This window comes from uncultured Brevundimonas sp. (genome assembly GCF_963974615.1).
In the GTDB taxonomy this organism is placed as follows: domain Bacteria; phylum Pseudomonadota; class Alphaproteobacteria; order Caulobacterales; family Caulobacteraceae; genus Brevundimonas.
Genome location: NZ_CAXBDH010000021.1, coordinates 1 through 13,774 on the forward strand (window position 1 = coordinate 1; position 13,774 = coordinate 13,774).

Below are 13,774 nucleotides of genomic sequence, written 5' to 3' on the forward strand. Positions count from 1 at the left end.
CCTTCGCCACTGGTGTTCTTCCGAATATCTACGAATTTCACCTCTACACTCGGAGTTCCACATACCTCTCTCACACTCAAGACACCCAGTATCAAAGGCAGTTCCAGAGTTGAGCTCTGGGATTTCACCCCTGACTTAAATATCCGCCTACGTGCGCTTTACGCCCAGTAATTCCGAACAACGCTAGCCCCCTTCGTATTACCGCGGCTGCTGGCACGAAGTTAGCCGGGGCTTCTTCTACGGGTACCGTCATTATCTTCACCGTTGAAAGAGCTTTACAACCCTAGGGCCTTCATCACTCACGCGGCATGGCTGGATCAGGCTTGCGCCCATTGTCCAATATTCCCCACTGCTGCCTCCCGTAGGAGTTTGGGCCGTGTCTCAGTCCCAATGTGGCTGGTCATCCTCTCAGACCAGCTACTGATCGTAGCCTTGGTGAGCCTTTACCTCACCAACTAGCTAATCAGACGCGGGCCGCTCTAATGGCGATAAATCTTTCCCCCGAAGGGCACATTCGGCATTACCACCCGTTTCCAGGAGCTATTCCGAACCAAAAGGCACGTTCCCACGTGTTACTCACCCGTCCGCCACTAATCCCGAAGGATCCGTTCGACTTGCATGTGTTAGGCCTGCCGCCAGCGTTCGCTCTGAGCCAGGATCAAACTCTCAGGTTGAGTTGACTATCTGACTAAAGCAGACCGACCCGAAGGCCGGTTGGCATTAGTTCTACGTATTTTTGACGAGAACCACTTCGCTGATCCGTAAGAACCAGCGACATGGTTGTATCTTTTCAAAAAGACCGCAGAGTGTCAGTATCGTCGTAATAACCCCGAAGGGTCATCGCTAGGACACCGCCGCCTGCGTTTCTCTTTCCAAATCAACGATTTCAAAGACCAGAGCCGGAAGTTTCCGACCCCACCATTTAGCGCCGGGTGACGGCGGAGGCGGCGATATAGTCGCCTCGGTATTTGGTGTCAAGAAGTTCTTTCGAAGAACCCCCCTTACCGGCCGCCCCGAAAGGCGGCGGAGGCGGCGATGTAGTCGCCTCCGTTTTCCGCGTCAAGCAGTTCTTTTTAAAGAAGAACCTCTCTCAGCAAAACCGCCCCGGAGGGCGGCGGAGGCAGCTTCCTAAAGAAGGCCGACCTCCGTGTCAACCGGGCCTTTCAGCCATTCCGCAAATCCCGAAGCCGAAACTTCAAAATCCACGCAAAACCGTCGGAGGGAAGCAGCGAGGCGACCCTCTAGATCGTTTCCGACGATTCGATTGGAGCGCGGAGACTAGTTGGAAGCGTCTGCAGAAGCAAGAAGATTTTAACTTCTCTTTCCTGTGGGACCTGGAAGACCTTTGCCTTCCCGGCCCCGGCGGCCAGCCCGTCTCCGAGCGAGGTGGCGATATACGGACGAGGCCTTTTGTCTGCAAGCGTCTTTTTCGATTCCGGCCGGGTTTCTCACCGAGTCCGGTTCACCGAGCGGGGGCTGCAGGTCGCCCGCCCAGCACCCCACCAGCTAGCCCGCCGCAATATAGGTACGAAGGCTTTCAGCCTCGTTGGTCGCCTCGGCAATCTGGCATTTGACGACGTCGCCGATCGAGATGACACCACTCAGTCGGCCATCCTTAAGGATCGGAAGGTGGCGGATACGACGATCTGTCATCCGCTCCATCAGGACCGCCACCGTCTCGGCCGGCTCCGCGAAGACCACGTCCCGCGTCATATAGTCGGCCACGGTCCGCGTCAGGCAGGCCTGACCATCACGCGCCACCGCCCGCACCACGTCCCGTTCCGACAGGACACCAACGACCTGCCCACCGTCACATACGATCAGGGCCCCGACACGTCTGAACTCCAGCTCGGCACAGGCCTTGGCGAGGGTCAGGTCGGGGGCGATCGAGAAGACCGCACTCCCCTTGTCCTTGAGGATCTCGGTAACCAGCATCGGGCGGCTCCTTACTCTCTATATAGGGACGGCCGCGGCAGGCCGCTTCCTGATCAGGATCGCGCAGGTCAGCGCGGGAAGCAAATCACGTCGGTCGTCTGCCAAAAAAATGTGCGACCGGACCGATGGCCACAAGTCCGAACAGGAACCCGGCCGCATGGGCCTCCCAGGCGATTCGTGCACCTTCCACACCGGGGGCGAATCCAATGAGACCGGTGGCGGCGTTGATCAGCATGATCACAACAGCGCCCGCAAGAACACGGCCGTCGCTCAGTGGTCGCAGACTGCCGTCCTTTCGGCCCAACAGCCGCAACGCCGCCCCAAGCAGGCCGAATACGGCACCAGAAGCTCCCACAATCAGATCATCGCTGCCCAGATGGAACAGGGAATAGCCGATCAGGGCCACGACACCGCACAGGGTATAGAAGAGAATAAAGAGCGCTGCCCCTCGAAAGCCGGGGAACAGGCGGGCGACCGGAGGGCCGAAGGCAAGGGCGCTGACGGCATTGGCCACGACGTGCCCCCAGCCCCCGTGCAGTAGCATGGCAGTCAGCACCCCTGGCCACCAGTCGCCGTAAACCAGAGACGATGCCCGGAAGGCATAGGCGAGACCGCCATCCGGTAGTCGCTGCTGCACCAGGAACAGGACCGGCATCGAAAGAACAAGCAGCACCGCCGTTAGCGGCGCGTTGAAGATCTTTTCGCGGGGAGGGCCGTCGAATCGGCCATGCGGCAGCTGCATTCCCCCAAATGCGCAGCCCCCAGCACAATCTCAAGTGCTTCTTAATAACCCTATCCCATTTTGGCACGCGGGTTGCATACCGATCCGCAAACCCAGTTCGCGCACGGAGCGCCGTAATGTCATTCTTTCGGATGAAGATCGCCATGGTTGCCGTTGCCGTCGCCTTTCCCGGCGTCGCCGCGGCCCAGTCCACAGGACCGTCGGGTACGGCGGCCTATCAGGCTGGTTACGGCGGGGCCCGCTACACGACCGCGAGACCACAAACCGGGTCGACGCGAGACACCAACAACAATCGCCTGATCGTCAACGGCATCATCCAGAACGGGGCCAGTGCCTATTCCAGTGCCTCAGGCGGAGCCGCCTCCAGCTTCAGCGGCATCGGCGGATCGGGCACGATCGGCGGCTCAACGGCGATCGGTAACAGCCTCAACGTCGTCGTTCAGGGCAATCACAACACCGTCATCGTCAATTCCCGCCAGATCAACACAGGGACCGTGACCGCAGGCACGGTGCTGAACGGTACACTGAGGTTTCCATGACCCATCGCTTGCGTCGATTTAGGACCGCAGTCACCGCTTGCGCCGTAACGGCGCTGCTGTCGGGCTGTATCTCGGCGACGGCGAATCCGGCCGGGCTCTATGCCACACCGATCGGCAATGCGCCGGTCACCGCCAACCCGACCCCCTATTCCACCGCCCTTTACTGCATGGCCGACTATGCCCGGCGCTATAATCTGCCATCGCCCCGCATGGCTGTCGGCCGGATCAGCGACTATACCGGCACGGTGTCGGCCGACGGGGGCCGCCAGGTCACCGGCGGAGCCTCTCTGATGGCCGTCTCGGCGCTGGCCAAGGCCGGGGCCCGCATCGTTGAGCGCTATGACACTTCCGTTTCGGAGCTGGAGCTACGCTACGCCAATAACCGCCTGATCGGCGATGACGGTGCAGGCGGGACCGAAGACCAGCAATACCGGCGCATCCTGGCCGGCCAGGTTCCGGGATCCGACTTCTATGTCGTCGGCGGTATCACCGAGGTGAACTACAATATCCGCTCCGGCGGCTTCGACGCCGCGGGCGGCCAAGCCTCGTCCAACACTCCGTTGTCCGTTTCCTTCACGGGCAAGACCTTTGTCATGAATATCGCCATCGACCTGCGCCTCGTACAGACGACGACGCTCGAGGTGGTGGATGTCGTCTCCTATCAAAAGCAGATCATCGGCCGTGAGATTTCCGCCGGGGTCTTCGACTTCCTGAATGGCAATGTCTTCGATATTTCCGCCGGTGAGGGTGGCTTCGAGCCGGTGCAGCTGGCCGTGAGGGCTCTGGTTGAGCGCGCCACTGTGGAATTCATGGCCAATCTCTACGGCGCGCCGGGCCCGGAAATCTGTCTCAACGCCTCAAACGACCCCCTCGGCGGCACCGTCGGCCCGACCGGCGGCTACTATCCCGCCTATCCCAATACGGACACCAACAATGGCCAGACTCGCTCGGATCCGTCTCGCTGGCACGATCGCCGCGACGGTGCTGTGCGCCGCAGCCGCTACTGAAGCTGCCGCGCAGGACGGCACGGTCGTCCTCAACAACCAGATCCAGCTGGGCGACGTCGTCGCGGGCCAGACGCTGAATGTCGTCGACGCTGACGATCAGGTCACCGTGTCCACCTCGGCCCAGGGCAACAGCTTCTCGGGATCGGTCGCCAACGCCTCCATCACCATTGATTCGACCCAGGACATGCAGGGTGATGCCGTAGCGACCACCGACATGACCCTGGACGGCGACACTGCTGGCTATCTGTCCGCCACCACCCAGGCCGGAGGCAATTATCTGGCGGGAAGCGCCACCAATGCCGACCTGCGTGTCGACGCTAGCCAACTGGTCACCGGCGGGGAGGTCGCCGCCAACTCGACCATTACCAACGCGTCGGCCCGACTGCTGGCAGGAGCGGCCGTAGAAACCTCGGCCATTGGCAATACCGTCGCTTTAGCCGGTGAATATGCGACGGTCAGCGGCAACATCAGCCAGGACTCTGCGGCGACCATCCGGTCTTCGAATTTCGCCGCGACCCAGTACATCCCGGCCCCGGCCAGCTTCGGCAGTGAGGCCATTGCCAATACCGTCGCCGTCAACAGCGATACCGCCTCCAACCAGAGCTTCTACGCCCGCCAGCGCTCTACAGGTGATTTGATCGAGGCCGGAACCAGCGCCAACGCCGGGAACGCCTGGGATCTGGCCGCCCGAGCCCGCGCCAGTGGTAACCAGGCCAATTTCTACAATCAGGGTGGAGCGCTGATCGCCGAAACCGATCAGGCCAACAGCGCCGAGGTTCGCGCCACCGCGATCGCCACGGCCTACGATTTCGGCGCGGCCCGGGCCAGTGCACGTGGTGCCGGCAATGAAGTCTCGGTCGGCAACAACGACGTCTATGTCGAGATCGACAACAGCCAGTTCAACTCCGGCGGCGTCGATGTCGCCGCAACCTTTTCGGGAACCAACGGATACGACGTCTATGTCGGCGCGGACGCCGTCGGGAATTCCGTGACCGGCTACGCCTGTTCCGAATGTCAGGGCTTCATCAATGCCACCAATTTCCAGACCAATGACGGCTCGGTGACCGCCACGGTCAATACGACAGTCGCCGGCTCGGGTCGCGCCGTCATCACCGGGGCCAATGCGATCGGCAATGCCGCGACCTTCTATGTCTCGGTGCCCGGCCCCTAAGACAAGGCACTCGAGGGTGCGATTTTCCACCTCCAGTTTCAACCCATGGGTGACGTGCCCAGGGAAGCCCCCTAAGGATATTGGTTCCAGTTCTGTCGTGTGTGATTCCTCGTGAAGGCGCACACCCCTTCCCGGAGCCTTTCATGCGATTTACCCGCCGACTGCTTCTCCTTGCGGCGTCCAGCACCCTGGTGCTCTCGGTCGCGGTGCTGCCCGCGGCAGTTCTGGCCCAGACACAGGTTCAGCCGTCAGATCCCTGGGCCCAGTCGGCCAGTGATATCCCGGTCGATTCCAATGTCCGTTTCGGGGTTCTGCCCAACGGCATGCGGTATGCGATCCTGCACAATGCCACGCCGCCGGGTCAGGCCAGCCTGCGCCTGCGCATCGACGCCGGCTCGCTGTTCGAGAACGACGACCAGCTCGGCCTGGCCCACTTCATGGAACATATGGCCTTCAACGGCACGACCAATATCCCCGAGAACGACCTGCTGCAGATCCTCGAGCGTCTGGGCCTGGCCTTTGGGGCCGACACCAACGCCGGCACCGGCTTCGACGAAACCTTCTACCGGCTCGAACTGCCCAACACCCGGGACGAGACCGTCGACGCCAGCCTGCGGATCATGCGCGAGCAGGTGTCCGAGGCTCTGATGGCCCCGGCAGCAATCGACGCCGAGCGCGGCGTCATCGTCGGCGAGGAGCGCACCCGGAACACGCCGCAACTGCGGGCCCAGAAGGCCCAACTGGCTCTGCTGGCCCCCGGCCAACGGATTTCCAATCGCTTTCCGATCGGCGATCTCGAGATCATTCGCAATGCGCCACGCGAGCGCTTCGTCGATTTCTACAACGCCTACTACCGGCCTTCCCGTGCGACGATGATCGCCGTGGGTGATTTCGACGTCGACGCGATGGAAGCCAAGATTCGCAGCGCCTTCGAGAGCTGGACGCCGAAGGCAGCGGATGGTCCCGAGCCCGACCAGGGCACAGTCGCACCGCGCCAACCGGAAACCTCGATCCTCGTCGAACCCGGCACCCAGTCGCTGATCCAGCTGAACTGGATCAAGGCACCCGACGTCGATCCCGACACAGTCGCCGAACGCCGGGAACAGACCCTGCGGGGCCTCGGCCTGGCCGCTCTGAACCGCCGCATGGCGGAGATCGCGCGGGGCGACAATCCGCCGTTCCTTGGGGCTGCCGCAGTTTATGCCAGCCTGGTGCAAAGCCTGGACCGGACCGTCCTGCTGGTGGCCTTCAACCCCGGCGGCTGGAAGCCCGCCCTGGAGCGTACCGAGCAGGAACAGCGCCGTCTGATCCAGTTCGGCATAACCGAGGCCGAACTGCAGCGCGAGATCACCGAATACCGGACCGGTCTGGAGAATGCGGTCAACGCCGCGGCCACCCGGGTAACCCCTGCCCTCGCGGGAGCCCTGCAGGGCTCTGTAAACGGCGACACCGTCTTTTCCACGCCTGCGACCAACCTGACGCTGTTCAATGCGGCGGTCGCCGACCTCGGCGTGGACGAGGTCAATGCTGCGATCCGCACCGCCTTCCAGGGCGGCGGCCCGCTGGTGCTGTTCACCTCACCGGTCGAGGTCGATGGCGACGCGGAGGCGGTCACAGCCGCACTCAACGCCTCGCGCGAAGTGCCGGTAACGGCCCGCGAGGCGGCGGCCGCGATCGCCTGGCCGTATGACACCTTCGGCGCGCCGGGCACGCCCGCCGAACGGTCCGAGATCACCGATCTCGGTGCCACTCTGGTGACCTTCACGAACGGTGCCCGGCTGACTGTCAAGCCCACGACCTTCCGCGACGAACAGATTCTGGTCAGCGTACGCTTGGGACAAGGTCTGCTGAGCCTGCCCCGCGACCGGGCCGGAGCCATCCGCGCCGCGAACGACGTCCTCACCGCCGGCGGTCTGGGCAAGCTGACCGAAGACCAGCTGGAGCAAGCGCTGGCCGGCAAGGTCTATTCGGCGAATTTCGCGATCGACGAGGACTCCTATCAGCTGTCCGGTGCCACCCGGCCGTCCGACCTGCTGCTGGAGATGCAGCTGCTGGCCGCCTATGTCACCGACCCCGGTCTGCGCCCGGCCCCGCTGGAGCAGTACAAGAGCCAGTACCCGACCCTTGTGGAGCGGAGTCGGTCCAGCCCGGGCGGCGTGCTGGGCCAGGAGATCGGCAGCCTGCTGGCCAGTGGCGACAAACGCTTCGCCAACCCGGCTGTCGTAGAGGTCGCGGGCTGGACTATCGAGGATGTTCGCAGCCAACTGGCCGCTGCCACGGCGGACGGGCCGATCGAGATCGTCATGGTCGGCGATGTGACCGTTGATGACGCGATCGCGGCCGTCTCAGCCACCTTCGGGGCCCTTCCTGCCCGACCGGCAGCAGTCCCGAAGCCTGTCGGCAGCGATGAGGTGTCCCTGCCGGCACCGACGAGCCGGCCGATCAACCTGACCCACACCGGCCCCGCGGATCAGGCCATCGGCATGGTTCTATGGCCGACCGTCGATGCGGTGAACGACCGCACCGAATCGCGGCTGGTCTCAACCCTGAATGATGTGGTCCAGCTTCGTCTCAACGCCGAACTTCGCGAACGCCTGGGCATCGTCTACTCGCCATCATCGCAGGCATCATCCTCAACGGTGTACCGGGACTACGGCTTCCTGCTGACCCTGGGGCAGGTGTCACCCGAGTCTCTCGGCCAGTATTTCGAAGCCATCGACACGATCGCGGCCAGCCTGCGGAACACGCTCGTCACCGAGGACGAACTGAACCGGGCGCGTCGCCCGGCGATCGAGGCTCTACGCCGCAGCCAAGCCGGCAACGGTTACTGGCTGCGGCAGCTCCAGGGGCTCCATGACGCGCCTGAAAATGCTGAGCAGATCCGCACTGCTGTCACCGATATCGAAGCGTTCACGCCGGCCGATGTACAGCGTGCGGCGCAAGCCTACCTGAAGTCCGACCGGGCCTGGCGCGCTCAGATCACGGCGGAATCCGCAGCGACGCCGGCCGGGCAGTGACGAAAAAGGCCCCGGTCCTTGCGGATCGGGGCCAGTTACGTGTCAGGTTCGTCGATGGAGATCGACGGTCATATGATGCGGGATCGCGGATGACCCCGGGCTGAACAGCCGGTTCAGAACACCCGGCCGCCGACGCCACCGTCGAGAGTGATGCTGGCACCGGACACGGCGAGGCCGGAGGTCTGGACCACCTCCTCGCGGTATTCAGTGTAGGTTTCCTCGCGGAATATGGTCAGGATCTTCACCCCCGCGCCGTAGCGGCGCAGCAGCGAACGTTCATTGCAGTCGCGCTCGGGCTTTTCCGGACGACATTCGATATTGCCGCCGCGGCCGTGCCACAGGGCCTCGTGCTTGCGGCAGCTCATGGTCTCGCCGTGGTCGAAGCGAACCTCGCCCTCATATTCGGCAATGGTGATCTGCAGCCAGGTCCCGGCGAGGCAGCGGTAGAGTTCGCCGTCATAGTCTTCATAGACGTCGCGGTCAGGGCGAACCTGAGAGGCCGGGTGCGGCACGCTGCGGTCGTCGATGCAGACAGCCTGAATGACCACACGCTTCTGGAAGCGACGCGTCGCGGTGAAGGGCACGCGGATGACCTGGGCCGCCTGCCCGCCCTCGACGGTCAGGCCGGAAATCGTCGTCGGATAGGGCTGGTCGACGGTGACATAGGCCCCGCCCCCGCCCTGGACGTAGACGTTGGAGCCGGACCGGGCACGGGCACTGGCACTGGCATTGGCGTTGACATTGACGTTCACATTGACGTTTCCGCCCCCGCCACAGCAGGGCGGCGGCGGCGGCAACTCGCAGCACGGCGGCGGTGGCGGTGGTGGCGGCGGTGGCTGACAGCACGGCGGCGGCGGCGGCGCGCAGCACTGGGCAGCCGCACTGTCGGCGAACGCCATCAGGGCGAACGCGCCCAGAAGGGGGGGTAGCCAGGTCTTGATCCGCACCCGCATGGGCTGGACTCCCGATCGTCTTAGATACGCCGGCCAAGCAAGAAACGGGCCGATCCTGCCCCCATCACACCCGCAAAGCCTTTCGTTTCCGTTGCCACCGGCCAAATCGCGCAACGGCCCCATCCTTGCGGCGGGAGAGTCGGAGGCCGGAGCCATGTTCCATTCTGACACCCAGACCCTGATCGACCACTGGACCCTTCTGGCGGAGGGGACCGCGATTCCCGCACGGGCGGCGTTTGATCCGACCCGGCTGGGACTGCTGCTGCCCCGCACCTTCATGGCCGCCCGACACGAGGGCGATGCCGTTTTCCGTCTGGCCGGCGGCTGGATCGAACGCTTTCACGGCCGGCCGCTCGGAAATACGGGCTGGCTGCCGCTGTGGAACGCCGACAGCCGCGCCCTGGTGGCCGAAAGTATCGCCCGGACCTTCCGCGAGGCACGTCCGGTCATCATCGTCGCCGAGGCCGGAGACGTCGAGGCCCCGCTGGAGATCGTTCTGGCCCCCCTGCGCGGGCCGGACGGCGTGCCGGACCGGCTGCTGGGTCTGTATGTCCCCGCCACCGCTGAAGGGCGCGAGTTGGTCGAGGTCGAGAGCCTGAAGGCACGGGTCGCCGTCGGGGTCGGCGAGGTGCGTCGGGCCCCCTTGAGTCTGGCCGCCGTGGACGGCCGCCGGATCGCCTAGCGGGTCGGAAAAGGCTCGGGTTTTTCTCCTAAACCGGTTTCAGGTCGCGGACATAGCGCCGCCAATTCTGGACATAGTGGGCCGCGGACGCCTTCAGGGCCTCGATCTGACCCGGCTCCAGCTGCCGCACCACCTTGCCCGGCTGGCCCATCACCAGCGAGTTGTCGGGAATCACCTTGCCCTCGGTGATCAGGGTGTTGGCTCCGATCAGACAGTTTTTGCCGATCTTCGCCCGCCCGAGCACGACCGCCCCGATGCCGATCAGGGTGTTGTCGCCGATTTCACAGCTGTGCAGCATGACCATATGGCCGACGGTGACCCCGTCGCCGATGGTCAGGGGCTCGCCGGGATCGGAGTGCAGAACACTGCCGTCCTGGATATTGGTATCGCGACCGATGGTGATGGGGTCGTTGTCACCCCGCACAATAGCGCCGAACCAGACACTGGCACCGGGCTTGAGAATCACGTCTCCTATAACGGTCGCATTGGGCGCGACCCAGTATTCACCCTGCGGGGGGAGCTGCGGTGTCTTGTCCGCCAACGCATAGACTGTCATCAAAACATAGCCTTATCTGAAACGATTGGGGGTTTAAGCCTTCGTAAACCACGTTAGCATCAGGGTGTAGATGCGATTCGAGGTCGCCATTTCGGCCCCGAATCTGAAGCCGGATCAAGCCCGGTCCGGTCAAGCCCAGGAGGACGCGCGTGACGCGTTCCGGTCGACGGCGGGCATGCCCGCTGGAAGAAGCTCCTTCCTCCGATCCGGACGGCTGCATTGCATCCTCTGTCCTGTTTGAATCCCTGTTTGTTCGAGGCGATGCTTTTGCGGCATCGCCTTTTTTCATGCCCTGGAGGCGCCTGTGACCAAACGTGCCGCTATGCGACGTCAGTCCAACCGTGAAGGTGTTCTGGATTCCCGCCAATTCCAGGAGGACGCCAGGGTTCGAAGGCTTCCCGACCACGCCGGCTGGTCGCCGCGCCCCTCCAATGACGATCGGGACCAGGCCTATCTGAAAACGTTGAAGCCCAAGTCCGAGGGCCAGACCGAGCTGATGACCGCGATCGACGCGCACAATCTGGTGCTGGCCCTGGGGCCGGCAGGCACGGGCAAGACCTATCTGGCCGTAGCCAAGGCCGTCGAGGCCCTGGAGGCCGGAACCATCGGGCGAATCGTCCTGTCGCGTCCCGCCATCGAGGCCGGCGAATCGATCGGCTTCCTGCCCGGCGACATGGAGGACAAGCTGGCCCCCTATCTGCGGCCCCTCTACGACGCCCTGTCCGACCGGCTGAGCATGAAGCGGGTCAAACAGCTGATGACCGAGGGTCTGATCGAGATCGCCCCGATCGGCTTCATGCGCGGCCGCACGCTGAACAACGCCTTCATCGTCGTCGATGAGGCCCAGAACTGCACCTATATGCAGCTGAAGATGCTGCTGACCCGGCTGGGCTGGCATTCGACCATGGTGGTCACCGGCGACCCGCAGCAGTCCGACCTGCTGCCGGGGATCTCGGGCCTGACCGACATCGCCGACCGTCTGGCCCCCCTGCCCGACATCGCCGTGGTGCGGCTGGCCGAACGCGACATCGTCCGTCATCCGCTGGTCGCCAGCATGATCGGGGTTCTGTAGCCGGTCACGAACATCCTTTCCTCCGGATCCGCAGGGTCCGGGGGAAAGGCCCCCGCCCCGGATCAGACATGGGTCATCAGCCGCAGCCGGTCCGGCGGCGGGAATGGAAGGGCGGGCAGAGCGCCGGGCCTTCGCCCGGTTGAACTTGAACAATACCGTTTCGACGAAGGCTGACGCTCCGCGTGGCGAGTTTTCAGGAGCTTGCGTCCGGTGGCGGTATTTAGCGCCTTACCGCAGCGCCCCTGACGGGCGGGTCCTGCTTGCGACAGAATCCCCGGACCGGATGCGTATCCCCCGCACCCCTGACCCCGCTTCTCCACTCCCGCCGCACGCCAGGTCGCAGGCCAGGCGGCCCTTCCTTGCGACGGGACGGACGGAGGATGGCACGGGGCTGGAGGGAGGCGGGAAGATTGAGTGGAGAAACGGGCAAGGCGTTGCGGGGCAAGGGATTGGGGAGCCTCGATAGGGGGATTGTTCGCAAACACCTCCCCCCCGCTGTCGTCATCCTACGGCGAGGCGCAGCCGAGACCGGAGGACCCAGCGGCGCGCGATAGCGCGATCTGTTCAGGCACGATGCGGTGGACAGATTTCGCGATCGCTGACGCGACCGCGCCGCTGGGTTCTCCGGTCGCTCTGCGAGCGCCGCAGAATGACGACAGCTTTTGGGGCGCTTGAAGAAGGCGGCGCGCGACAGCGCAAAAGGGTCTGGCACGGTGGGAGGGTGTCACACTCGCTACGCTCGCGTGCCGCTGGGTCCTCCGGTCTGCGCCGCAAGCGGCTTGCCGGAGGATGACGACAATTTAGAGAGGGTCGGAGGTCGTCCAGCGCGGATCATCAACCGGATACCAGTCGGCGGCGAGGTCCATCCAGTCGGGGTTGTCGGCCTCGATCAGGGCCAGTTTCCAGTCCCGAAGCCAGTGTTTGATACGCTTCTCACGGGCGATGGCCTCGACCACCCAGGCGTGGCGCTCGAACCAGACCAGACGGGTGCAGCCGTGGCGTTTGGTGAAGCCCGCGAACACTCCGGTGCGATGCTGCCAGACCCGCGTACCCAGATCGGCCGTGGCCCCGGTGTACAGGGTGCCGTTGCGACCGCTGGCCAGGATGTAGGTGGCAATGAAGAGCCGATGCGTCCCCATGAGCGTACATCAACACAACTCAGAGCTGTTATCCAGCCCCCTTGTCGCTCAGTGGTTCGCGGCGGCGGCTTGGGCGGCGTCGGCCTGTTCGTTGCAGCGGCGGCCGGCGTAGAGGCCGTTGAGATAGTACCAGCGGTTCCGGGTCGCCAAGGTCTCGGCCTCGCGGCGGTCGCGGTCGGGTTTGGTCAGGACGTCGGCTCCGGCCATGACCAGACCGGCACCGGGGATCAGCAGCGCCGCCCCGGACCGGGCGACGCCACCGAGGGTACCGAACAGTCCGCCGTCGGGTTCACCGCCCATGGTCTGGCTGAGTTGGGCCGCTTCTTCGGACATCTGCCTGCAGGTCAGGGCCGAATCCGCGGCGCGGATGATGGGGGCGGGTCCCTCGGCCACGGCGTCCGGGGGTCCGGCGACCTGGGCCCCGGCGTCCTGGGCCATGGCGGCTCCGGACAGGGCGAGGCTCAGTCCGGCCACGCCGGCGATCAGTTGATATTTCATCATGGTCTCCATTCCACCCTGTCAGATGACAACGGGGTGGCGGGCGAACAGGTTGCCTTGAGACTGAAATCAGGTGCGGACGGTGGATTGACGACTCTTTTTATTCCGTTATCGTGGAAATATGGAATCATTACTGGCAATCCCGGCCTTCGCGGCCCTAGCCCAACCCACGCGTCTGAATGCCTTCAAGCGGTTGGTCGAGCACGGCCCCGGGGGTATGGCCGCCGGAGAGCTGGCGGACAGACTCGGCGTGCCGGCCAATACGCTGTCGGCCCATCTGAATGTGTTGTCCCGGGCCGGTCTGGTCACCTCCGAACGGCGCAGCCGCTCGATTCTCTACCGAGCCAATATCGAACAGGTGCGGGCGTTGGTGCTGTTCCTGCTGGCCGACTGCTGTGGCGGCGAGGCGAAGCGATGCGCGCCGGCGCTGGCCGACCTCCTGCCCGACTGCCCCTGAGAGAGT

General features: G+C 64.2%; 13 protein-coding genes and 1 rRNA gene. 7 read left to right on the plus strand and 7 right to left on the minus strand.

Translation table 11 applies throughout. The features are described from left to right. The 3 genes from AAC050_RS13100 to AAC050_RS13110 form a co-directional block, all read right to left on the minus strand. A 16S ribosomal RNA gene (locus tag AAC050_RS13100) occupies positions 1 to 674 on the minus strand; the annotation flags it as partial. 832 nt (positions 675 to 1,506) lie between these two features. Further along, positions 1,507 to 1,935, minus strand: coding sequence for a CBS domain-containing protein (locus AAC050_RS13105; RefSeq protein WP_339915536.1), 429 nt, complete (start codon positions 1,933 to 1,935; stop codon positions 1,507 to 1,509). A gap of 85 nt (positions 1,936 to 2,020) precedes the next feature. Next, on the minus strand, positions 2,021 to 2,590 hold the full coding sequence (locus AAC050_RS13110; RefSeq protein WP_339915537.1) for a rhomboid family intramembrane serine protease: 570 nt from the start codon (positions 2,588 to 2,590) through the stop codon (positions 2,021 to 2,023). 203 nt (positions 2,591 to 2,793) lie between these two features. Between AAC050_RS13110 and hfaA the strand changes: the two genes are divergently transcribed. The 4 genes from hfaA to AAC050_RS13130 all read left to right on the plus strand — a co-directional run bounded on the left by hfaA (position 2,794) and on the right by AAC050_RS13130 (position 8,411). After that, the gene (hfaA, locus tag AAC050_RS13115) at positions 2,794 to 3,216 is read left to right on the plus strand and encodes a holdfast anchoring protein HfaA (protein ID WP_339915538.1); all 423 of its coding nucleotides are present in this window, start codon (positions 2,794 to 2,796) and stop codon (positions 3,214 to 3,216) included. Then, positions 3,213 to 4,223, plus strand: a complete 1,011-nt coding sequence (gene hfaB, locus AAC050_RS13120; RefSeq protein ID WP_339915539.1) for a holdfast anchoring protein HfaB — start codon at positions 3,213 to 3,215, stop codon at positions 4,221 to 4,223. Before hfaA ends, hfaB begins: the two co-directional genes overlap by 4 nt. Continuing rightward, positions 4,150 to 5,394, plus strand: coding sequence for a holdfast anchor protein HfaD (hfaD, locus tag AAC050_RS13125; protein WP_339915540.1), 1,245 nt, complete (start codon positions 4,150 to 4,152; stop codon positions 5,392 to 5,394). Before hfaB ends, hfaD begins: the two co-directional genes overlap by 74 nt. Before the next feature lie 143 nt (positions 5,395 to 5,537). Then, entirely contained in the window at positions 5,538 to 8,411 is a 2,874-nt protein-coding gene (locus AAC050_RS13130; RefSeq protein WP_339915541.1) for an insulinase family protein, read from the plus strand. Positions 8,412 to 8,524: 113 nt separating this feature from the next. Here the strand turns inward: AAC050_RS13130 and AAC050_RS13135 are convergent, their stop codons facing one another. Continuing rightward, entirely contained in the window at positions 8,525 to 9,364 is an 840-nt protein-coding gene (locus AAC050_RS13135) for a hypothetical protein (RefSeq protein ID WP_339915542.1), read from the minus strand. 154 nt (positions 9,365 to 9,518) lie between these two features. Here AAC050_RS13135 and AAC050_RS13140 point away from each other — a divergent pair, with 154 nt between their 5' ends. Beyond that, positions 9,519 to 10,046, plus strand: coding sequence for a PAS domain-containing protein (locus tag AAC050_RS13140; RefSeq protein ID WP_339915543.1), 528 nt, complete (start codon positions 9,519 to 9,521; stop codon positions 10,044 to 10,046). Between the two features lie 28 nt (positions 10,047 to 10,074). On the opposite strand, the gene AAC050_RS13145 is transcribed toward AAC050_RS13140, so the two are convergent. After that, the gene (locus tag AAC050_RS13145; protein ID WP_339915544.1) at positions 10,075 to 10,602 is read right to left on the minus strand and encodes a gamma carbonic anhydrase family protein; all 528 of its coding nucleotides are present in this window, start codon (positions 10,600 to 10,602) and stop codon (positions 10,075 to 10,077) included. A gap of 292 nt (positions 10,603 to 10,894) precedes the next feature. On the opposite strand from AAC050_RS13145, the gene AAC050_RS13150 reads away from it, so the two are divergent. Next, a complete protein-coding gene (locus AAC050_RS13150; RefSeq protein WP_339915575.1) occupies positions 10,895 to 11,674 on the plus strand; it encodes a PhoH family protein in 780 nt (259 codons plus the stop codon). A gap of 800 nt (positions 11,675 to 12,474) precedes the next feature. Here the strand turns inward: AAC050_RS13150 and AAC050_RS13155 are convergent. After that, complete coding sequence (locus AAC050_RS13155) at positions 12,475 to 12,813, minus strand: GIY-YIG nuclease family protein (protein ID WP_339915545.1); 339 nt, start codon at positions 12,811 to 12,813, stop codon at positions 12,475 to 12,477. Positions 12,814 to 12,861: 48 nt separating this feature from the next. Further along, positions 12,862 to 13,314 carry a hypothetical protein gene (locus AAC050_RS13160; protein WP_339915546.1) on the minus strand — a complete coding sequence of 151 codons (453 nt, stop codon included), beginning with the start codon at positions 13,312 to 13,314 and terminating at the stop codon, positions 12,862 to 12,864. 118 nt (positions 13,315 to 13,432) lie between these two features. On the opposite strand from AAC050_RS13160, the gene AAC050_RS13165 reads away from it, so the two are divergent. Next, on the plus strand, positions 13,433 to 13,768 hold the full coding sequence (locus AAC050_RS13165; protein WP_339915547.1) for a metalloregulator ArsR/SmtB family transcription factor: 336 nt from the start codon (positions 13,433 to 13,435) through the stop codon (positions 13,766 to 13,768). The last annotated feature ends 6 nt before the right edge of the window (positions 13,769 to 13,774 follow it).